The organism is Nocardioides proteolyticus (assembly GCF_051280635.3).
Classification (GTDB): Bacteria; Actinomycetota; Actinomycetes; order Propionibacteriales; family Nocardioidaceae; genus Nocardioides.
The window spans coordinates 154,793-175,869 of the sequence record NZ_JBNBPO030000004.1 but is presented as its reverse complement, the minus strand read 5'-3'; the positions used below and the strand labels follow the sequence as shown (position 1 = coordinate 175,869).

At 73.6% G+C, this 21,077-nt stretch carries 17 protein-coding genes; 7 read left to right on the top strand and 10 right to left on the bottom strand.

What is annotated here, in order from left to right; genetic code table 11:
* Together ACPOLA_RS04130 and ACPOLA_RS04125 are read right to left on the bottom strand one after the other, a co-directional pair.
* On the bottom strand, nt 1–1,035 hold a 1,035-nt coding region (locus ACPOLA_RS04130), incomplete at its 3' end, for a serine/threonine-protein kinase (RefSeq protein WP_435769124.1).
* A 212-nt stretch (nt 1,036–1,247) separates the two neighbouring features.
* Entirely contained in the window at nt 1,248–3,416 is a 2,169-nt protein-coding gene (locus tag ACPOLA_RS04125) for an MMPL family transporter (protein ID WP_435769123.1), read from the bottom strand.
* Nucleotides 3,417–3,528: 112 nt separating this feature from the next.
* On the opposite strand from ACPOLA_RS04125, the gene ACPOLA_RS04120 reads away from it, so the two are divergent.
* Nucleotides 3,529–4,305, top strand: a complete 777-nt coding sequence (locus ACPOLA_RS04120) for a TetR/AcrR family transcriptional regulator (protein ID WP_435769122.1) — start codon at nt 3,529–3,531, stop codon at nt 4,303–4,305.
* 16 nt (nt 4,306–4,321) lie between these two features.
* On the opposite strand, the gene ACPOLA_RS04115 is transcribed toward ACPOLA_RS04120, so the two are convergent.
* Nucleotides 4,322–5,014, bottom strand: coding sequence for an NAD-dependent deacylase (locus tag ACPOLA_RS04115; protein WP_435769121.1), 693 nt, complete (start codon nt 5,012–5,014; stop codon nt 4,322–4,324).
* A gap of 339 nt (nt 5,015–5,353) precedes the next feature.
* Here ACPOLA_RS04115 and ACPOLA_RS04110 point away from each other — a divergent pair, with 339 nt between their 5' ends.
* Both ACPOLA_RS04110 and ACPOLA_RS04105 read left to right on the top strand, forming a co-directional pair.
* Nucleotides 5,354–5,971, top strand: a complete 618-nt coding sequence (locus ACPOLA_RS04110) for an RNA polymerase sigma factor (RefSeq protein WP_435769120.1) — start codon at nt 5,354–5,356, stop codon at nt 5,969–5,971.
* A 287-nt stretch (nt 5,972–6,258) separates the two neighbouring features.
* Complete coding sequence (locus tag ACPOLA_RS04105) at nt 6,259–7,137, top strand: hypothetical protein (protein WP_435769127.1); 879 nt, start codon at nt 6,259–6,261, stop codon at nt 7,135–7,137.
* Nucleotides 7,138–7,161: 24 nt separating this feature from the next.
* On the opposite strand, the gene ACPOLA_RS04100 is transcribed toward ACPOLA_RS04105, so the two are convergent.
* Nucleotides 7,162–7,821 carry a hypothetical protein gene (locus ACPOLA_RS04100; RefSeq protein WP_435769119.1) on the bottom strand — a complete coding sequence of 220 codons (660 nt, stop codon included), beginning with the start codon at nt 7,819–7,821 and terminating at the stop codon, nt 7,162–7,164.
* A 145-nt stretch (nt 7,822–7,966) separates the two neighbouring features.
* On the opposite strand from ACPOLA_RS04100, the gene ACPOLA_RS04095 reads away from it, so the two are divergent.
* Nucleotides 7,967–8,524 (top strand): bacteriocin immunity protein, encoded by a 558-nt coding sequence (locus ACPOLA_RS04095; RefSeq protein ID WP_435769118.1) that lies wholly within the window; start codon nt 7,967–7,969, stop codon nt 8,522–8,524.
* A 348-nt stretch (nt 8,525–8,872) separates the two neighbouring features.
* Here ACPOLA_RS04095 and ACPOLA_RS04090 read toward each other — a convergent pair whose 3' ends face one another.
* Together ACPOLA_RS04090 and ACPOLA_RS04085 are read right to left on the bottom strand one after the other, a co-directional pair.
* Nucleotides 8,873–9,109: an addiction module protein gene (locus ACPOLA_RS04090; protein WP_435769117.1), complete on the bottom strand. Its 237-nt coding sequence runs from the start codon at nt 9,107–9,109 to the stop codon at nt 8,873–8,875.
* Between the two features lie 232 nt (nt 9,110–9,341).
* A complete protein-coding gene (locus ACPOLA_RS04085; protein WP_435769116.1) occupies nt 9,342–10,286 on the bottom strand; it encodes a 1,4-dihydroxy-2-naphthoyl-CoA synthase in 945 nt (314 codons plus the stop codon).
* 72 nt (nt 10,287–10,358) lie between these two features.
* Between ACPOLA_RS04085 and ACPOLA_RS04080 the strand changes: the two genes are divergently transcribed.
* Genes ACPOLA_RS04080 through ACPOLA_RS04070 form a run of 3 tightly spaced genes read left to right on the top strand, consistent with a single transcriptional unit; the run spans nt 10,359 to nt 11,541 of the window.
* Nucleotides 10,359–10,733, top strand: a complete 375-nt coding sequence (locus tag ACPOLA_RS04080; RefSeq protein WP_435769115.1) for a MerR family transcriptional regulator — start codon at nt 10,359–10,361, stop codon at nt 10,731–10,733.
* A complete protein-coding gene (locus ACPOLA_RS04075) occupies nt 10,730–11,056 on the top strand; it encodes a thioredoxin family protein (protein WP_435769114.1) in 327 nt (108 codons plus the stop codon). The genes ACPOLA_RS04080 and ACPOLA_RS04075 overlap by 4 nt, the downstream gene beginning before the upstream one ends.
* A gap of 38 nt (nt 11,057–11,094) precedes the next feature.
* Nucleotides 11,095–11,541 carry a nitroreductase family deazaflavin-dependent oxidoreductase gene (locus ACPOLA_RS04070; RefSeq protein ID WP_435769113.1) on the top strand — a complete coding sequence of 149 codons (447 nt, stop codon included), beginning with the start codon at nt 11,095–11,097 and terminating at the stop codon, nt 11,539–11,541.
* A 111-nt stretch (nt 11,542–11,652) separates the two neighbouring features.
* Here ACPOLA_RS04070 and ACPOLA_RS04065 read toward each other — a convergent pair whose 3' ends face one another.
* The 4 genes from ACPOLA_RS04065 to recC all read right to left on the bottom strand — a co-directional run bounded on the left by ACPOLA_RS04065 (nt 11,653) and on the right by recC (nt 21,029).
* Entirely contained in the window at nt 11,653–12,252 is a 600-nt protein-coding gene (locus ACPOLA_RS04065) for an ACT domain-containing protein (protein ID WP_435769126.1), read from the bottom strand.
* A gap of 88 nt (nt 12,253–12,340) precedes the next feature.
* Nucleotides 12,341–14,233, bottom strand: coding sequence for an exodeoxyribonuclease V subunit alpha (gene recD, locus ACPOLA_RS04060; protein WP_435769112.1), 1,893 nt, complete (start codon nt 14,231–14,233; stop codon nt 12,341–12,343).
* Entirely contained in the window at nt 14,230–17,634 is a 3,405-nt protein-coding gene (locus tag ACPOLA_RS04055; RefSeq protein ID WP_435769111.1) for a UvrD-helicase domain-containing protein, read from the bottom strand. Before ACPOLA_RS04055 ends, recD begins: the two co-directional genes overlap by 4 nt.
* Nucleotides 17,634–21,029 carry an exodeoxyribonuclease V subunit gamma gene (gene recC, locus ACPOLA_RS04050; RefSeq protein WP_435769110.1) on the bottom strand — a complete coding sequence of 1,132 codons (3,396 nt, stop codon included), beginning with the start codon at nt 21,027–21,029 and terminating at the stop codon, nt 17,634–17,636. The genes ACPOLA_RS04055 and recC overlap by 1 nt, the downstream gene beginning before the upstream one ends.
* Nucleotides 21,030–21,077: the final 48 nt, after the last annotated feature.

The window sequence follows — 21,077 nt, the reverse complement described above, 5'->3', positions numbered from 1 at the left end:
TGCGGCCGGGTCGGGTCCGGCCGGGTCGGGTGCGGCCGGGTCGGGTGCGGCCGGGTGGGACCCGGCCGGGTGCTGCGGCGCCCGACGGTCGCGGGTCGCGCGCTCGGCGCCGGCGGGCTCATGCCGGACCGGGCGGATCGCCGTACGTCCCTTGCCCTGGGGTACGGCGACCCCGGGCGCGACCGGCATCCGCAGCGCCGCCTGGAGGTCGGCACCCATCTCGGCAGCGGTCGAGTAGCGCTCGGACGGCTCCTTGGCCATCGCGATCCGCAGGATCCGGTTGGCGGCGTGGACCATCGGGCTCTCCCCGGCCAGCTGCGGCACCGGCTCCCGCAGGTGGGCCGCCACGAGCTCGTACTCCGACCTGGCCTGGTAGGGCGGGGTGCCGGTCAGCGCGACCCAGAGCACGCAGCCGAGGGCGTAGATGTCGGTCACCACGCTCGCCTTGGCACCGCCGTGCAGCTCGGGCGCCATGTAGGCGGGCGTCCCCGCCACGGTGGCGCTGAACCGGGTCGCATCGGCGTTCATCCGGCGGGCGATGCCGAAGTCGGCGAGGTAGGCGCGGTAGGCGCCGGGGCGGCGCCGGACCAGGACGTTGCCCGGCTTGATGTCCCGGTGCACCAAACCGGCCGCGTGCGCGTCGGCGAGGCCGCTGGCCACCTGCTCGATCACGTCGAGGGCGTCCACCAGGCTGGGGGTGCCCTCGGTGCGGATCAGCTCGCCGAGGTCGCCGCCGGGGATCAGCTGGGTCGCGATGTAGAGGTAGCCGTCCTCCTCGCCGTGCGCGTAGACCGCCACCACGTGGACCGACTCGAGCGAGGCCTGCGCCTGCGCCTCGCGGGTGAACCGCGCGCGGAACTCCGGGTCGTGGGCGAACAGCGGCGCGATGACCTTGAGGGCCACCTCCCGGCCGAGGTTCTCCTCCATCGCGCGGAAGACGACCCCCATGCCGCCCTGGCCGAGCTGCTCCATGATCCGGAACCGGCCGATCCGCGCGCCGGGACCCGGATAGCCGGGAGCGGAGGAGGGGGCCACACGTCGTTTCTACCCGACGCCGGGAGTGGGTGGGCCGGGCGGGGAGGGCTGTGGTGGGGCTTGTAACTCGGTGTTCGGGCGGGCGGCATGTAACTCGGTGTTCGGTCGTCCACCTCGGTGTTCGGGCATCTACCACGGGGTCATGACCGGTCACAGCCCCGTGGTAGAGAACCGAACACCGAGTTACATGCCGGCTCCGCGAGCGCCCACCCTCAGACCCCCGCCGGAACCCGGTCCTCCCGACCGTCGGGGTCGGCCGCGGGCTGGGCGTGGTCCTCGCGGAAGCCGAAGCGGTCCCACCAGCGGGCGAGGGGGCCGGGCGCCCACCAGTTCCACCGGCCGAGGAGTTTCATCGTCGCCGGCACGAGGAGCGCCCGGACGACGGTGGCGTCGACGAGGATCGCGACCAGCATCCCGATGCCCATCATCTTCATGAACACCACGCCGCTGAGGCTGAAGGCACCGATGACGACACCGAGCAGGAGCGCGGCGCTGGTGATGATCCGGCCGGTCTTCTGCACACCGGTCGCCACGGCCAGGTCGTTGTCGCCGGTGGCGTCCCACTGCTCCCGCACCCGGGAGAGCAGGAACACCTCGTAGTCCATCGAGATCCCGAAGAGCACGGCCAGCATCACGATCGGGTTGGTCAGGTCGAGGAAGCCCTGCGGCGTGAAGCCGAGCAGGTCGCTCAGGTTCCCGTCGCTGAAGATCCAGGTGACCACGCCGAAGGAGGCCGTGATCGAGAAGGCGTTCATCACCACCGCCTTGACCGGCAGGACCACCGACCCGAAGGCCAGGAAGAGCAGCAGCAGCATCACGGCCACGACGATCCCGCCCATCAGCGGGAGGTGGTCGGCCACCGACTCCGCCAGGTCCACGGTCTCGGCGGTGAGGCCGCCGACCATCGCCTCGGTGCCGTCCGGACTGTCCACCGCCCGCAGGTCGCGGACGATGTCCTGCGAGCGGTCGGTCTGGCTGTTGCCCTCCCAGGCGGCGCGCAGCAGCACGGTGTCACCCGCCGACGCGACCGGTCGTACGTCGACCACGCCGGCCACGCCCTGGAGGTCTCGGCTGTACGCCGCTGCGTCGGCCTCGCTCGCCCCGCGCAGCAGCACGTTGGCGGTCGAGCGCTCGGGCCCGAACTCGGTGTTGAGCCGCTCGGTCGCCTGGTAGGACGCGGTGTCGGCGGGCAGCACGCGGTAGTCGACGCTGCCCCACTTGACGCCGAGGAACGGCGACGCGACAGCCAGCAGCACCACCGCCACGGCCACCACCACGACGACCGGGCGGCGCATCACGGCGCGGGCCAGGCGCGCCCACGCTCCGTGGTCCGACTCGACGGCGGTCGACCCGCGGAGGAACGGGATGCGACCCGCGTCGATGCGCTTGCCGAGCAGCACCAGCGTGGCCGGCAGCACCGTGAGCGCGGCGACCATCGCGATCAGCACCGCCGCGATGCCGCCGTACCCGATCGACTTGAGGAAGGTCTGCGGGAAGACCAGCAGCGAGCTCATCGCAGCTGCCACCGTGAGGGCGGAGAAGGCGACCGTGCGCCCAGCGGTCGCCATGGTCCGGACGAGCGCGCGGTGGGTGTCGTCGGGCGTCAGGGCGATCTCCTCCCGGAACCGGGAGACCACGAAGAGCGCATAGTCGATGGCGAGGCCGAGGCCCAGCAGCGTGATGATGTTGGGGGCGAAGATCGAGACCTCGACCAGCCCGTTGAGGCCGGCGATGGTCGCGCGGGCGCCCATCACGGCCACCACTCCGACGAGCACCGGCATCAGGGCTGCGACGACGCTGCGGAAGATGATCAGTGAGAGCAGCAGGACCACCGGCAGCGACACGATCTCCGCCCGGAGCAGGTCGGCCTTGGTCTCCTCGTTGACGTCGCTGTAGACGGCGTAGGCGCCGGCGAAGTCGGTGTCGAGCTCACTCCTCTCCACCTCCGGCCGGAAAGCATCGTAGGAGTCCATGAAGTCGTTCTGGTCCTCGCCGACGAGCGAGACGTAGACCGCCGTGGCCTTGCGGTCGCGGCTGACCATGGCCGGGTCCTGGGTCTCGTACCAGGTGTGGGCCGACGCGACGATGCCGTCGGGCACGGCGGCGAGGGTCTGCTCGACCTCGGAGCGGAACGCGGGGTCGTCGACCTCGAGGTCGTCGCTGGTGAAGATCACGATGGTGTCGATCGCCTGGTTACCGAAGGACTCCCGCTCGAGATCGAGCTCGCGCGACGACTCGCTCGCCGGGTCGGCGAACCCTCCCGCTGCCAGTTTGTCCTCCAGGCCCACCCCGGCGAGCGCCGCCAGCGCCGTCACCCCGAGGCCGACCAGCAGCACGGCCAGTGCCCTGCGGACGACGAGTCCGCCCCATCGCTCGATCATCGTGACTCCTCGTGACCCAGGTGAAGACGCATCAGGTGCGTTAACAGGATTCACCGTAAACGGTGTAAACTCGGGGCGTCAAGCCCCGACCGGAACGTCCCCGAGGAGTCCCGTGCCGCATCTGCGCGTGCCCGTCACCCGCCGCGAACGACAGCGCGAGGCGACGTACGACGAGATCGTCAGCGTGTCGGCCCAGCTGCTCGACGAGGGCGCCGACCTCTCCCTCCGGGCGGTGGCGACACGGATGGGAATGACCGCGCCGGCGCTGTACCGGTACGTGTCGAACTACCAGCAGCTGGTGGACCTGGTCGCCTTCGAGCTGGACCGGGCGGCCACGGCCGCGTGGGCCGCCGACGCGGAGCGCTTCCCCGCGACCGACCCGGCCGCTCGGCTCACGGTGGCGTGCGTGGCCTTCCGCCGCTGGGCGCTGACCAAGCCGCGGCAGTTCCGGCTGATCTTCGCCAACCCCATCGCCGAGGAGGACATGGGCCGGCGCGAGCTGCTGACGGTGTCGACCTCCGGCCACTACTTCACCGACCTGCTGTGGGAGATCTGGGAGCTCTACCAGTTCCCCTACCCGAGCCTCGACGAGCTCGACCCCGTGGTCCGGGAGGCGGTGCTCGAGCCGCTCATCCCCGCCAAGGTCGACCACATCCCGCAGGAGGACCGCGGCATCCTCTGGATCTACATGCGCTCCTGGTCGGCCCTCTACGGCGTGGTGACGCTCGAGTCGACCGGGCACTGCGACCCACGGGTGATCAGCAGCGGCCAGCTCTTCCGGGCGACGCTGCTCGACTGGCTCGGCCCGCTCGCCCTCGACGGGGAGCGGGAGCGGCTGACCGCCATCCTCGACGAGGAGCTCGCCCGCGGAGCCACGAGCCCCTCCTGACCGTGCCGACGCGGCCTCAGCCGCCCAGCACCTCCTGCACCCACACCGGCACCAGCTCTCCGGCGCGACCGTGCCGGGACTCGTGAAAGAGGTGGCTGCCCTCGCTCGGCTCCAGGTTGAGCTCGAGGGTGCGGGCGCCGTACACGAGCGCATGCTGGACGAAGCCGGCAGCCGGATAGACGGCTCCCGACGTGCCGATCGAGACGAAGACCTCCGTCCGGGCGAGCGCCTCGGCGATCCGGTCCATCTCGTAGGGCATCTCGCCGAACCAGACCACGTCGGGACGAAGGTCGGGCTCGCCGCAGCCGGGGCAGGGCGGATCGTCGACCAGCGGCCCGTCCCACTCGTACCGGCCCTGGCAGGCGCGGCAGAGCGCCTTCCGCAGCTCGCCGTGCATGTGGAGCACGTTGCGGGAGCCCGCCCGCTCGTGCAGGTCGTCGATGTTCTGGGTGATCACCAGCAGCCGGTCACCGACCTCCGCCTCCAGCCGCGCCAACGCCCGGTGGGCCGCGTTCGGCTGCACGCGGCCCAGAGCAGCACGCCGCTCGTCGTAGAACCGCTGCACCGTCGCCCGGTCCCGCTCGAACGCCTCCGGCGTGGCGACGTCCTCGACGCTGTGGCCCTCCCAGAGTCCGTCGGCGTCGCGGAACGTCGGCACGCCGCTCTCCGCGGAGATGCCGGCGCCGGTGAGGACCACGATCTGGGGCACGGCGGCAAGGGTACGTGTCGGGCGCGCCCGGCCCCGGGGTGTACCGCAGGCAGCCAGCCGTTGGGCTCTGCGCGCCTCCCGCCGGCTGGTCGTACGTCGTGACCGGGCTGCAGCGCCCCGCCGGGGGGAGGCGGGGCACTGCCCCGGCCAGGCAGGGCTGAGCGCCCGCCGGACCAGGTCTGGGTGCGTTGTAGACGGAGGAACGACCCGGATCTGACGCGAAAATGCGCGGCCTGCCGAAACTTCTCCCGCTGGTCCGGCTCGACCGAGGGCAGCGCTCGTGCAGGTCGCCGTCGTGTCTAGGCTGCTCACCGACGACGAGACCCCCCGGGACATGCTGTGGCGACCTCCGTGGACGCGGACCTGCTGGCGCGCGCACGCGCCGGTGACGAGCGCGCCCTCGCCGACCTCTACCAGGCACATGCGGAGGCGGCGCGGCGGTTCGCGCTGTCCCTGACCCGCAACCCGACGGACGCGGACGACCTGGTCGCCGACGCCTTCGCCCGCGTCGTCGCACAGCTGAGGGCCGGCCGCGGACCCGCGACCAACTTCCGCGCCTACCTGCTCTCGACCGTCCGCAACCGGCACCTCGACGTCGCCCGCCGGGCGGCTCGCGAGGTCGCCTCGTCGGACCAGCCGTGGGTGCTCGACCAGGCAATCGAGGCAGCGGTGGAGCCCGTCACCGACGAGGTCGTGGAGGCCGACGCCGTCGCCGCCTTCGGTGCACTGCCCGAGAGCTGGCAGCGGGTGCTGTGGCACGTCGAGGTGGAGGGCCGCCCGGTCGCGGAGGTGGCGTCGATGATGGAGACCCGGCCGGCGGCCGTGTCGTCCCTGGTCTACCGCGCCCGCGAGGGCCTCAAGACGCCTACCTCGATCGGCAGCTGGGTTCCGCGCCGCCGAGTCGGGACTGCCAGTGGGTCCAGTCCCGGCTGGCGCAGTACCTGCGCGGCGGGCTGAGCGAGCGGGCAGCCACCAAGACGCAGACCCACCTCGACGGCTGCGCCGACTGCCGCGCGGCGGCCGCCCGCGGCGAGCGGACCAACCGCAGGCTCGCGGCACTGCTCCTCCCGGTCGTCCTCCTCGGTGGCGTCGCCCGGCTCGGCCCGGGCGGCGTCCTCGAGGTCTCGGTCAGCGCCGCCCCCGGCACCGAGCTGCCGGGCAGGTTCCGCCCGCGACGCCCTCGAGGCGGTGCGAGCGGTTGTCACGGGGTGGTGGGCGCGCTGGGCGGACCGGCGGTCGCCGGCGTGGCAGCAGCCGTCGTCGCCGCGGTGTCCGTGGCGGCCGTCGCGCTGTGGCCGGACGGGACCGACCGGTCGCCCGGAGCCGAGGTGCGGACCGAGCGGCCGAGCGCCGGTCCGGCGAGCGGCTCAGCGGACCGGGGCGGCGGTCGCAGCGTCGTACGGCGCGGCGCCGAGCGGGTGCTGTCACCGCCGACCGGACCGGTCTCGCCGACCACTCCGAACACCGACCCGGGGCCCGATGGCGGGGACGGACCGGGGATCGTCCCAGCACCGCCGCTGGGCCTCGCGGTGGCGGTGCCCGCCGCTCCCTCGCTGGTCGCCGTCGCGGGCTGTGGCACGTACGGCCGGGTCTCGCTGCCGGACACCGAAGGGGTGGCGTACTCCCTGACCGAGGGCGACGGCCGCTCGGGACCGTGGACGGTGACGGCCCGCGCGCAGAAGGGCTGGGTCCTCGCGCCCGGCTCCCGCGACACCTTCTCCGGCGACCTCGGGCCCCACGTCCCGTGCCCAGCCTTCGACGACACCGCGCTCGCCAACGTCGGCGGCACGGTCTGGGAGGTGTCCGCAGACGTCGATGCCGGGGGCGCCGGCTCCTACCTCGCCGCCGTGGACCTCCGCTTCGACATCGTGGTGTTCGCCGGCACCGCCGGCGGAGGCGGCTGGACCTGCTGGGCGACCGACGGCTCGACCCGCCTCCCCCTCGACGGCTCTGGTGACTACCAGCTCGAGCCGGGGTCGCACTGGATCACCTGCGAGCTGTCGTACGACGGCACGCAGCCGGCCACGCTGCGGGCGACCGTGGACACCGTCCTGCCGGGGACACCGCATGGGTCCGCGACGGCCTCGCGCGACGGCAGCGTGACGGCGCAGCGCCGGTTCTGAGCAGCGCTCGGACGGATCCCCGCGTCAGCCGCCGGCCGGGCTGCCCTGATGAGGGTCGATCGGCGCGCCGTCACCCGACGTCGGCAGGTCCCCGCGGGTGGGTGGCGACGACGGCGACGCGGGAACGGTGGCCGTCTGGTCGTGGCGCCGGGCCTCGAGCGCCGTCTCGGTCAGGGTCTCCCGGTCGACCGCGGCCGTCGGCGCACCGAGGACGAGGTGGTGACCGGCACGGCGGACGACGTACTCGTGCCAGTCGCCGCCGGTGCGATACCAGCCCTCGTCGTCGGGCTCGCACGAGTCGACGGCGACCGGTGAGCCGCCGGTCGCCCCGCGCAAGAGGTCCCGCTCGCAGCGGGCGGTGGCGTAGGGACCACTCCTGACCTCGAGGTAGACCTCCGTGGTGAGCGGAGGGTCCACCGGCAGATGCACCGCGGCATAGTCGGAGTCGCCGACCACGCCGGCGGACTGCTCCGCCAGCTCGAACCCGGGTAGCTCGATGGTGTACACCAGGCCGGGGTCGACGCCCTGGCTGAGCACCCGGCGATACGTCTCGTCGGGCAGGCGGGCGGCGTCGTCCGCGCCACCGCGATCGGTGCCGCATCCGGCGCCCAGCAGGAGAGTGGTGGAGACGGCGAGGGAAGCAGCCACTCTGACGACCTGTTGACGGGCGTTGGAGATCAGCATGCCGCGAGCGTAGGGCGCCGGTTTCGGTGCCTCCTGAGCCCGGAGGCTCAGTCGCCGCGCGGCACCGGTCGACGCAACTGCGCGAGCTCTCGGTGGGCCGCCCCGATCGGGGGAAGTCGGTCACCCGGCCGGGCATGAGGCGTCCGTGCAGTTCCTGACCGAGTCCCAAGCGCTGGGCGCACTACGCCGTGGCGTCACGATCGAGCAGGCGCGCCTGGAGGGTGACGGTGATGGCACCCTCAGTTGGCTGACCGCGCAACGAGTCGGCGACCACATCAGCCTGCGAATGCATGTTGTCCACGACGAAGGCACCGACGACTTCTGGGACGTCACGGAACTCTCGCCCGTCGACCAAGACGAGCCCCACGGGGAGGGTGCCGAGCTCGGCAGCTTCAGCTCGGAGGAGGAGTTCCTCGCCGCTGCTGCGGCCGCCGGAGCGGCGGCACATCGATGGCTCAACGCGGGTATGGTTGAGGACTTGTACGGCGAGCGCCGGCGACTCATCAAGCTCGTCGAGCGGATCCAGACCGGTGCGTACACAGACGATGCCGAGCTCAAATCACTCGTTGCCGACTTCTGTTCATCGGTCCCACGGCCCGATGCGCACGGTCTGATCTTCTGGCCCAACGGCGAGTTCTCCGGCGAGCCAACCGCCAGCCAGGTCGTCGATCGGGCTCTGGCATACCGCTCCATCGAGCTCTGACGCGCAGCCGGGAACGCGCGCACGACGACCCTGTCAGGATCCGACGCGGTCGCGCCAATAGCCGGGGCGGCGCTTTGAAGTGGGCGACCGCTACGACCGTGAACAGGTCGTCCCTGACGAAGTAGACGACCCGGTACGGAAAGCCAGTCACTCCCTTCGAGCGAACCATGGGCTCCCGGTCCCACCCCGGCCACGTCGCCCACGCTCCCGGATCGGCGACCGCCGCGTCGACCGCGGATCGAACCGCCCCGAGAAAGCGGCGACCCAATCCGAGTTCGCGGTCTTCGTACCACTCGGCACTCGCGGAGAACTCAGCCTCCGCCTCCGGATGGAACTCGAAGGCCGCGGTCACGCGTTGCGAGCATCGAGGCGCTGCCCGATTCGGGCGAAGACTTCCTCGCCGGGGATCGTCTGCACCCTGCCGCTGAGGATGTCGTCGATCCGCGACCAGATCTCGGACGTCCGTGCTTCGTCGATCGCCTCTTGGCCAGTGGCTTCGATCGACTCGAGCAGCCGGATAGCCAGGCGCCGGCGCGCATCAGCGGGCAGAGACATCCCCGCCTCCAAGGCCTCCGACTCGCTCATGCCCATGAGTCTACGTCCGAGCGTTGGAGCTCACCATCGTCGAAGGGGCTCATTGCTCGGCGCTGCAGAGGACAGCGGGCGCAGCTTCCCGATGTCGACGCTGACTGTCACAACTTCCTGCTCCGCGGTCACGCGCTCAGTCAATCACTCCGACGCTCAATGGCGGTTCTTGCCACGCATCTGCCACACATGAGACCCTAAACAGTCCCCTGACCTGCGCAAACGCGTCGAATCAGTAGTACCAGGGGTACGGCGACCAGTCCGGCTCTCGCTTCTCCAGGAACTGGTCGCGGCCCTCCTGCGCCTCGTCGGTCATGTAGGCGAGCCGCGTGGTCTCGCCAGCGAAGAGCTGCTGGCCGACCAGGCCGTCGTCGATCAGGTTGAACGAGTACTTCAGCATCCGCTGCGCCGTCGGGCTCTTGCCGTTGATCTTGCGGCCCCACTCCAGCGCCGTGGCCTCGAGCTCCGCGTGCGGGACCGCCCGGTTGACCGTGCCCATCCGGACGCCGTCCTCGGCGGAGTACTCCTCGGCGAGGAAGAAGATCTCGCGGGCGCACTTCTGTCCGACCTGGCGGGCGAGGTACGCCGACCCGTAGCCGCCGTCGAAGGAGCCGACGTCCGCGTCGGTCTGCTTGAACCGGGCGTGCTCGGCGCTGGCGAGGGTCAGGTCGCTGACCACGTGGAGGCTGTGGCCACCCCCCGCGGCCCAGCCCGGCACCACGCAGATCACGATCTTCGGCATGAACCGGATCAGCCGCTGGCACTCGAGGATGTGCAACCGCGCCAGCCGCGCCTTGTCGATGGGGCTGGGCTCCTCGGCGCCGGTGTTCTTGTCCGAGGCGTCCACCGCCTCGTACTGGTAGCCGGCCTTGCCGCGGATCCGCTGGTCGCCGCCGGTGCAGAAGCTGCGCTTGCCGTTCTTCGCGCTCGGCCCGTTGCCGGTGAGCAGGACGCAGCCGACGTCGGCGCTGGTGCGGGCGTGCTCGAGCGTGCGGAGCAGCTCGTCGACGGTGTGCGGCCGGAAGGCGTTGAGCACGTCGGGACGGTCGAAGGCGATCCGCACGGTGCCGTGCGCCTTCGCCCGGTGGTAGGTCAGGTCGGTCAGGTCCGCGAAGCCCGGCACCTCGTCCCACGCCTCCGGGTCGAACGTCTCCGAGACACCCTCGATCGCACTCATGGACCTGAACGCTAGACCCTCGCCGGACGCGGGCTTGACCTTGCCCCCAGGGGCAAGGTCTACCGTCGAGGCGTGCACATCAAGGACCTCGCGGCGCGCGCCGGCGTGAGCGTGAAGGCGGTGCGCTACTACGAGTCGCGCGGCCTGCTCACGCCGGAGCGCGCCCCCAACGGCTACCGGGAGTACGACGACGGCGACGTGCTCGTCGTACGGGAGATCAGGGCGCTGCTCTCCCTCGGCCTGACCGCCGAGGAGACGGTGCCGTTCGTCGAGTGCCTGCGAGCCGGCAACGACCGGGCCGACGTGTGCCCCGCGTCGCTGGACGCCTACCGGCTGCGGATCGCCGAGATCGACCGGCGCATCGAGGAGCTGGGTCGGCTGCGCGGAGAGCTCAGCGACCTCCTGGCCGATGCCGAGGCCTACCCAGCAGCGAAGGAGAAGAGATGACGGTCAAGGAGATCACCGACGCCGACTGGGACCGCGTGGTCCTCGGCGCGACGGAGCCGGTGCTCGTCGAGTGGTGGGCGGCGTGGTGCCCGCCGTGCAAGCAGGTCGCCCCGGTGCTCGAGCGGATCGCGGAGGAGCGGGCCGGCGCGCTCCGGGTGGTGAAGATCAACCAGGACGAGAACCCGCTCCGCGCCTCCGAGCACCGCGTGCTCGGGCTGCCGACGATGGTGCTCTACCGCGGCGGCGAGCCCGTGCTGCAGCTGGCCGGCGCCCGGTCGAAGGCGGCACTCGAGCGGGACATCGACCAGGCCCTCGGCGCCTGAGCGCGGAACACCCGGCGCCCCGGTGCTGTTCTGCGGGCATGACACTTCAAGGTGAGTACGAGCCGAGCCAGTGGGACTGGGTCCGCGAGCAGGTCGAGAGGTACGAGGCGACAGGTGGCCGCGAGGCCAACACGCTGCGCGACACCGATGACCCGATCGTGGTCATCACCTCGGTCGGCGCCAAGTCCGGCAAGCTCCGGAAGAACCCCGTGATGCGGGTGGAGCGGGACGGCAAGTACGTCGCCGTCGCCTCCAAGGGTGGGGGCCCGGAGCACCCGGCGTGGTACGCCAACTTCGTGGCGCACCCGGTGGTCGACGTACAGGACGGGCCGGAGCCCAAGCCCTACCGGGCGCGCCTGCTCGAGGGTGCGGAGCGGCAGGAGTGGTGGGAGTACGCCGTCGAGACGTGGCCGACCTATGCGTCGTACCAGGAGAAGACGGAGCGGGAGATCCCGGTGTTCCTGCTCGAGCCGGTCACGGACTGAGCAGAACCCGCCACCTCGCGCGCCGAAACCTCCCACCTCGCGGGCCGAAACCTCCCACCTCGCGGGCCGAAACCTCCCACCTCGCGCGCCGGAACGCGCCACGTCGTGGGGTCAGGCGTTGGCGATGGTGACGGCGAGGCCGCAGAGGTGGCCGAGGCGGGCGATCTCGGACTCGGCGAACTCCGGTCCGCCGCGACGGCCGACGACGACGATCTCGTTGCCGTCGAGGCGGGCCGCGGCGAACAGGGTGACCTCGTCCTCCGGCGACTCCAGCCGGGTGGGCGCCTCGATCTCGACGAACTCGAACTCGTCGGGAGCGGCGCTGGTGCCGTAGACGACGCCCTTGGCGCGGTGGACGCGGGCGCCCCAGTCGACGCGGAACGTCGCGGGCAGCAGGTCGACGAGCTTGTCGAACGCGGTCGTCGGCGACGCGGTGAGCTCCTCGACCGCCTCGAGGTCCATCACCAAGTTGCCGCCGGCGGGGTAGCGGCTGATCCACAGCACCTCGACGCCCTCGAGGCCGTTGCAGGCGGAGACGACTGAGTCCGGCATCATCCCCTGCTCGAGCTCGAGCAGCACGTCGTCGACCGCGGAGCCGTCGTCGCGCTTCTCGACGATCTCGATCGCCTCGATGTCGCCACCCGCCATACCGATGGCCGTGGCCACCCGACCCAGCGAACCGGGGACGTCAGGCAGCTTCACGCGGAGCAGGAACGGCATGCCGTCGACACTAACCGAGCCGGATCCGCTGCGAACGCACGCCCCGCTGGCGTGGCCGGCCGCGTCGTCCTGGCCCGGATCAGCGGCCCGCGAGACGCTGTTGGAGGCCCGTCGCGCGTTGCGCGGTGGTCTCCACCGCCGCGCGTACGGCGGCCGCCGACCCCACCACGCGGAGCCGCTCCTCGGCGCGGGTCACCGCGGTGTAGAACAGCTCGCGGGTCAGCAGCCGGGAGCCGGCGTCGGGCAGCAGCACAGTGATCTCGCGGGCCTGGCTGCCCTGGCTCTTGTGGATGGTCATCGCGTGCATCGTGTCGATCGCGTCCAGCCGGCCCGGCGCGAAGGGACGCGGCCGGCCCGCGCCGGCGATCCACGCCCGGGGGCGGCCGAGCCGGTCGGGCACCACGACGCCGGTCTCGCCGTTGTAGATGTCGAGTGCGTAGTCGTTGGCGGTGACCAGCAGCGGGCGTCCGGCGTACCAAGCGGAGCCGAGGGGGGCGGCCAGCTCCTCGGCCAGCCACTGCTCGACGTGGCGGTTCCACTGGCGCACGCCGTAGGGGCCCTCCCGGTGCGCGCAGAGCAGCCGGAACTCCTCGAGCGCGGCCAGCGCTGCGTCCGGTCCCTGCTCGACGGCTGCGGTCCGGATGCGGAGCGCGGCCCTCGTGCACTGCTCGCGGAGGGCCGAGACTGGGTCGTCGGTCTCGACGTAGTCGACCTCGCCGGTGCCGGCCCGGAGCACCTCCAGCACCCGGTCGGCCACGTAGGGGCCGTCCTCACGGAGCGCGGCGGCGAGAGTCTTGATCTCCTCGGTCGAGCGATGGTTCTCGGTGAGCGCGACGACCGGCGAGTCCGGCCGGCCGGCGAACCCGGCGACCACGTCGGACAGCACGGCGCCCGCGCCGACGGAGGTCAGCTGCCGGGGGTCGCCCACCAGCACCAGCCGGGTCTCCGGGCGGACGGCCTCGAGCAGCCGCGCCATCATCGTCAGGTCCACCATCGACGCCTCGTCGACCACGACCAGGTCGTACTTGAGCCGGTTGGACCGGTCGTGCACGAAGCGGGTGGCGTTGTCGGGGCGCCAGCCCAGCAGCCGGTGCAGGGTCATCGCGGCCGGGGCCGCCACCCGGTCGGCGCCCCCTGGGTCCTGCGCGCCTTCCGCCTCCGCCCCGAGCCGGGCCAGCTCGCCGGCGACCGCCTCCTGGAGGCGGGTGGCGGCCTTCCCGGTGGGTGCGGCGAGTGCCACCGACATCCGCCGGGCGCTGCCGGCGACGCCTGCACCGGCCCCCGCGCCCTTGGCAGTGCCCCTGTCTGGGGACGCCTGCGCCGCGCGGAACTGGTCGGTGAGCGCCAGCACCAGGCGCGCCACCGTGGTGGTCTTGCCGGTGCCGGGACCGCCGGTCAGCACGGTGGTGCGGTGGCGGGCGGCGTGCTCGACGGCGGCCACCTGCTCCTGGCTGAAGCGGTCGCTGGCGACGCGCCGCAGGGTGGCCGCCAGGACGGCCTCGTCGACCGCCGGCGGCGGCATCGCGGCGCGCTCGGCGAGGTCGTCGGCGACCTGGCGCTCGAGCCGGTGGTAGCGGTCGAGGTAGACCAGCCCGAGCTCGTGGTGCAGCACGCCGGCCTCGGTGAGGGGCGAGGCGTCGATCGCCGCGCGCCAGGCCCGCTCGTCGGGCCAGGCCAGGCCGTCGCCGCCGGGCCCGAGAGCGCCGAGGGCGCCGAGGCCGGCCGGCTCCGTCAGGTCGGGCAGGGCGGCGAGGTCGAGCCCGACCGACCCGCCGCGGACCGAGCGCACCGCCAGCGCCACCGCGAGCCGGACGCTCTCGTCGCTCTCCCCACCGAGCGCGGCGACCCGCTCGGCGACCCGCACGTCCGCGGCGTCGATCAGGCCGGCGGCGTTGAACGTCGCCAGCAGTCCGCTCGCACCACGAGCGATCCGCGGGTCGTGCGGCGAGGTCGCGTCGAAGAGGTCGGTCATCGGTGCGCTCCGTCGAGGAGGTCGGAGAGGTCGGTGACCAGGTCGATCGGCGGCCGCCAGGAGAACACCCCGCACGGCTGGCCGTCGACGAACGGGGTGTCGGGACCGCACATGCCGCGCAGGTAGAGGTACGCGACCCCGCCGAAGTGGCGCTCGGGGTCGTAGCCGGGCTGCCGCCAACGCAGGAACCGGTGCAGGACGACGGCGTAGAGCAGCGCCTGCAGGGGGTAGTCGGAGTGTCCCATCGCCTCGGCGAGGGCCTCGGGTCGGTAGGCGGCCGCGGTGAGCGGCTCGTCACGCGGGCCGAGCCAGTTGGTCTTGTAGTCGACCACCACGTAGCGGGGCTCCCCCGCCCGGTCGGCGGCCGGCAGCCGCAGCACCACGTCGACGGAGCCGGTGAGGTAGCCGCGCAGCACCTGCCCGCCGAGGACGGGGTTGTCGAGGGCGTCGGCATAGGCGCGGACCGGGTCGCCCTCCGGCAGGTGGCGCCGAAGCAGGGCGGCGACGTGACCGAGCAGCACCTCGTCGGTGCGGGTCCGGGCTGCGGCGTCGTCGCCGCCGGCCAGCGGCAGCTCGAACTCCAGCTCGCGCAGGCGGTCGCCCCGGCCGATCCGCCGCAGAGTCCCGTCGCCGAGCATCGGACCCAGCGGTGCGTCGCACACCGCGACCAGCGCGTCGGCGAGCGCGGCGGGGTCGAGGCCGGGCACCGGCCACCACGTCAGCTGGTCGTCCACGTGGGCGCGCAGCTCGGCGGCGAGGTCGTCGGCCTCGGGGTCCGCGTGCTCGAGCACCGCGTGGACGAGCGACCCGAACGTCGCGCCCACCGGCAGATCGGCCATCGGCGACGGGACCTCGGCGAGCGCGGTCGCGCCCGGCGCGCCGCTCACCGTGGCGCCCGCGGTGTCGCCAGGAGTGTCGCCCGCGGGCAGCACCGGCAGGTCGCCCAGCGCCTCGTCGTCCTTGACCGCGACCTCCGGCTCACTCCCGACCGTCACCGGCTCGGCGACCTCCACCGCGCTCAACGAGGAGTACGACGCCCGCCGCCACTCCGTGTCGACCGTGCGGGTGAAGGCGCGGGCGCCCAGCTCGACGGGCTCCGTGCCGGGGACGGGCGGCACGTCGTCGCGGTGGCGGGCCACCTCGGGCACCGGCCCGCCGCGGTCGCGCCACCGGGCGAACAGCTCGGTGACGGCATCCTCGTCGGGCACGGGCGGGGCGTCGGGCACCTGGGCGCTGAGGCCGCTGCCGTCGGCGGCCGCCTGCCGGAGGAGGAGCCGGTGGAGCGGGGAGGCCTGGGCGTTCTTCGTCGGCGCCCACCAGGCGACGACCTGGCTCTGCGCGCGGGTGACGGCGACGTACAGCAGGCGCAGCCACTCGCCGGCCTCCTCCTCGGCCCAGCGGTTGCAGTGGTCGGGCCAGTCGGGGCCACCGCCTCCGCCGATGTCGAGGCACCGCTGCCCGTCGGCGTCGTGGAACAGCGGGCGCTTGGGCTTGCCGACGAACCGGTCACCGATCGCGGGCAGGTAGACGACGGGGTACTGCAGGCCCTTGCTGGCGTGGATGGTGACCAGCTGGACCGCCGCGGCGTCGGAGTCGAGCCGCCGGGTGCGCTCGGCCCCACGGCCCTCCCGCGCCTCCAGCACCTGCTGACGCAGCCACGCCAGCAGGGCCACCACGCCCAGCCGCTCCCGCTGCGCGACCTCGTGGAGGACCTCGCCGATGTGGCGCAGGTCGGTGAGAGTGCGCTCGCCGCCGACCTTGCCGAGGAGACGCGCCGGCATCCCGCCGGACGTGGCGGCCTCGACGACCGCCGCGACGCCGCGCCGGCCCAACGCCTCCGCCCAGCCGCGGAGCCGCTCGCCGAGCTCGTCGGTGAGGTCGTCGCCGCCGGCGTCGAGCGTCGCGGCGTCGAGGCCGAGGAAGCAGGTGAGGGCGGCGGCGCGGACCCGCAGCGCCCGGTGGGGTTGCTCGAGGGCCTCGAGCAGGGCCAGCCACTCGCCGGCCGCGGGCGTCGCGAACACGCTGCCGCCGCCGGCGATCACCGCCGGCACCCCCACGAACTGGAGCGCGGAGCGCGCCGCGGCGAGGTCGGCATGGCGGTAGCAGATGACGGCCACGTCGCTGGGCTGCAACGGCCGTCCGTCGAAGGTCGCGTCGGAGGCGATCAGCGCACGGATGTCGAGGGCGAGGTCGCGGGCCACGTGGGACCGGACCTTCGCCACCGGGAGGATCGCGCTCCCCCGGCGGCCGAACGTCTCGCGGCGGACGACCCGCATCCGGAACGGCGCCGGGTCGGGCGCGCCGACGAGGCGGGACTCCTGGTGGTGGGCCGACACGTCGTGCACGACGATCCGGGGATCGCCCAGCTCGGCACCGCCGAGCAGCCGCTGGAAGGCGTCGAGCAGACCGGCGTCGCTGCGCCGGTTGACCGCGAGGGTCTGCTGGACGGTGGCCGTCCCGGCGGCGGTCAGGTACGTCGCGACGTCGCCCCCGCGGAAGGCGTAGATCGCCTGCTTGGGGTCGCCGATCAGCACCATCGTCGCGTGCCCGCGGAAGGCCCGGTCGAAGACCCGCCACTGCACCGGGTCGGTGTCCTGGAACTCGTCGACGAGCACGATCCGCCACCGTTCGCGCATCCGCTGCCGGGCCGGCGAGTCGGGCGGCTCGAGCGCGTCGGCCAGCTGGCTGAGCAGGTCGTCGTACGACAGGACGCCGAGGCGGCGCTTGCGCCGGTCGAGCTCGGCGCGGACGGCCTCGGCGAAGGCGACCCGGCGCCCGGCCGGCTCCGTGCGCGGGACCCCGGTGGGCTCCAGGCGGGCCTGGGGATCGCCGACGGCCGCGCGGGCGATCGCGAGCGCCTCGGCGTGGCTGAAGGTGGGCTGCTGCCCCTCGGGGAGCGACGCGAAGGCCCGCAGGTAGAGGTCGTCGACGACCTCGACCAGGAGGTCGTCGAGGTCCTCGACCAGCCGGGCCCGGGCGTCGGTGTCGCCCGCGACCCCCAGCGAGTCGAGCACCATCGAGCAGAACTGGTGGATGGTGGCGATGGTCGCGGCGTCGAAGTCGGCGAGCGCCTGGCTGACGCGGCGATGGCGCAGCCGGCGCTCGGCCTCGTCGCAGTCGAGGAGGTGCTCGATCACGTCGGTGACCTCGGCCGGGCCCAGCGCCGGGTCGTCGCCGAGGGCGCGCTCGGCCTCCACCAGCTGGTGGCGCACCTGCTCGCGGAGCTCCTGGCTGGCGGCGCGACCGAAGGTGACGACCAACAGCTGCTCGAGCGGCACCGCCTCCTCGGCGACGTAGCGGGTGACGAGCGCGCCGATCGTCCAGGTCTTGCCGGTGCCGGCGCTCGCCTCGAGCAGCGTCGTCCCGGTCGGCAGCGGCCCGCGGATGTCGAACGGCGTCATCACAGCGGACCCACCCGCTCCGCGCCCGTGAGCAGCGGCTCCCACACCTGCCAGGCGTACGTCGCCAGGCCGGCGTCGAGCAGCGCGTCGACCGGCGCACCCGCGCCGTAGACGCGCCGGTGCTCGGGAGCGTCGTCCTCGCCCTTGATGCCCCACTCGTTGTGGGGATCGGTCGTCCACGCCTTCCCGGCTGCCTCGGCCGGGTCGACGTCGGCCCCGCGCTGCAGCTTGGCGTTGGCGTCGGCCCAGGCGTGGGCGGTGTCGAGCGGGATCGGCAGCGGGCGGGACAGCCCGAGGTCGTAGAGCTCGACGAGGGAGCGCAGCCAGTCGACGGCGCGCTGGTCGAGCCCGCCCACCAGCGCACGCTGCGGCCCGGCCTTGGAGCGGGCGACGGCGTTGGCGGTCCAGCTCTCGTCGGGGTACGACGCGCTCAACGCCAGCACGTCGAGCCAGGAGACCAGCCGCTGGCGGGGCTTGAGCCGGGAGTAGGACAAGGACACGACCTGGTTGCCGTAGACGCGGGGGACGGTGCCGGTGAGCCGCCGCTCGCCGCCCAGGTCGACCTCGATGTCGAGGGTCCGCGGGGTGCCGGCGCGCAGCGGCGCCGTACGGGTGAAGAGCTGCTGGCACTCCTCGACCACGCCGGTGAGCGCCAGCCGGCCGAGGTCGAAGGGGGGCAGCGTCCCGCGGAGCTGCTCGGCCGTCATCACCGCGGTCGCCGTCGCGGCGGGGTCGTCGGCCGCCAGGACCTCGCGCAACAGCCGGTCGCCGACCTGCCAGACCTCCAGCCCGTTGAGCGAGACCGGGATCGTGTCGGCGACCTGGTCGGGCTCGAAGGGCGTCGAGACCTGCAGCCGCTCGCGGAGGAACGTCCGCACGGGCCGGAGCAGGAACTGGCGCAGCTCGGCCAGCGTCACGTCGCGACGAGGGGCGGCAGGAAGGGGATCGGCCAGGAACGCCGGTGCCGGCCGCCGCTCCCCGAGCGACGCCCGAGCGCCGGCGAGGGAGGCGTGGTCGAAGCTGAACGGCCGGTCGCCGACCAGGGCTCCGCTGCGGTGGTTCCTCGGGTCGTAGGGCTGGAGCGGGTGACGCACCAGCACCTGGTCGCGCACGGGGGCGGCGGCGGTGCGGTCGAGCGCGTCGAGGAGCTCGCCCAGCGGCACGGCGGGCGGCCGCTCCTGGCCGTTGTGCTCGCCGGCGCCGGCGTAGGTGACCACCAGGCGCTCGCCCGCGGCGAGGATCGCGTCGAGCAGCAGCTGGCGGTCCTCGCCGCGGATGTCACGCTCACCGACCAGCGGGTCGCGGCCGAGGACGTCGTCGCCGTCGACGCCGCTGGTGCGGGGGAAGACGCCGTCGTCGAGGCCGACCAGGCAGACCACCCGGTGCGGGACCGAGCGCATCGGCACCATCGTGCACACCGTCAGCGTGCCGGTGCGGAAGTTGGCGCGGGTGGGCCGGCCGGAGAGCCGGGCGTGGAGCAGCGCCCGCACGTCGGCGAGGCGGAGCGGCACGTCGGGATCGGTCTCGTCGGCGCTGGCCCGCGCCCGGGCGAGCTCGCGCTCGAACTGCGGCAGCTGCCAGGCGTCGTCGTCGGCCACCGCGCACAGGTCGCGGACGCCGTCTGCGATGGCCGTGAACCACGCGTCGGCGGAGCTCGCGACCGCGAGGGCGTTGAGGCAGGCCCCGAGGCGGGTCACCGCCTCAGCCAGTCGTCCCACCAGCTCGATCTCGCCGCTGGCGATGTCGTCGACGGGCAGCCCACGGCCCAGGTGCCGGTGGTCGTCGCCGCTCATCGCGACGCCGAGGAGCAGCCGGTCGAGGCCGGCTCGCCAGGTGTTGTGCTCGAACCGCTCCAGGGCGTACGACGCCCGCTGGGTGCCGTCGACGCCCCACCGGACCCCGGCCTCCGCCACCCACCCGGTCAGCCGGGCCAGGTCGTCGTCGCTGAACCCGAACCGGGCGCGGACCGGCTCGCGGGACAGCAGGTCGAGGACGTCGGAGGCGGTGGCGCGTCCGCCCGCCAGCTCGACCAGCGTCAGCGCGACCGCCAGCAGCGGGTTGGTGCTGCTCACGGCGCGGTCGGCCAGCCGCACGCGCAGCCGGTGGGCGGGGTGCAGGTCGTCGCCGGAGCCGTCGCCGATCAGCTCGCCGAGGCCGAACCCCGCGGAGATCAGCGGCGCGTAGGCCTCGATGTCGGGGCACATCACCACGATGTCGCGCGGCTCGAGCGTCGGGTCGTCCTCGAGCAGGCCCACCAGCACCTCGCGCAGCACGTCGACCTGGCGGGAGGCGCCGTGGCAGGCATGCACCTGCACGCTGAGGTCGGCACGGTCGGGCGGGCGCTCGGCGCGGACCGCAGCGTCCGGCGCCGCGTTGGCGCGGAGGTCGTGCTGCAGCCAGCCCAGCAGCGTCGCGGGTGCCTCGGGATCGGGGGCGGCGCCGCGGTCGACGGCCTCGCCGGCCCGGACCCGGGAGCCGAGCACCACGGCGAGCTCGCGGGAGTCGCGGCCGAGCGAGGCCAGGAGCGGGTGGCCGACCAGCTCGGCACTGCCGTCCGGCGCGGACGGCCCGGATCGGCGGCGGACCTCGGCGCCGGCGGCGACGATCGCGTCCCACAGCGCGGCCGAGGGCTGCGCCAGCCACAGGTGCACCTCCCGGTGCTCCCCGAGCGCCACCAGCAGGTCGACCTCGGTCTCCGGCAAGCGGGTGTGGCCGAAGAGCGACAGCCGGTCGGGCAGGTCCAGGCCGGTCACCGCGCCGGATCGGAGCTCGGCGCAGACGCGGGCGTGGCGGACGTCGGGCGGCTCGCCGAGGCCCGTGGCCGCCATCCGCTCCAGCAGCCGACGCCACAGCTCGGCCTCCCACCGGAGGTCGTCGGCGAGCGGCGCTCCCGCCCCGTCGGTGTCGCGGCCCTCCCGCCAGTCGGCGATGAGCGCGGGCCGCTGGGCGGCGTACGACGCGAACAGCTCGGCGAGGCGGCGCGCGACCGACCACCGCCGGCTGCGCCGCAGCTCGCCCTCGTCACCGGCGAGCCCGTGGCCCAGGTGAATGGCGAGGGCGGCGCACCAGGGCTCGTCGAGGCTCTCGTCGATGGTGGCCAGGAGCGGCCACACCAGGCGCTCGGGCTGCCACGGGTCGTCGCGGTCGCGCCCGAGGAGCAGCCCGACCAGCGAGGCCGGCTGGAGGAACCGGACCCCGGCACACACCCCGTCGCCGCGGCCCTCACCGGCACCGAGCCGGTGGGACAGGCGCTGGGTCAGCCAGCGCTCCACGCCCTTCGCCGGCACCACCACGACCTCGTCGGCGAACGGATCCGGCAGCGGCGTCGCGAGCAGGTCGCCGAGCTGGTCGGCGAGGTGGTCCGTGCGAGCCGCGCGGTGGAGGTGGAGGGCCATCGTGGGGCGAGGTTAGCCGCCGGGCCCGACGGAACCGGCCGTACGGCC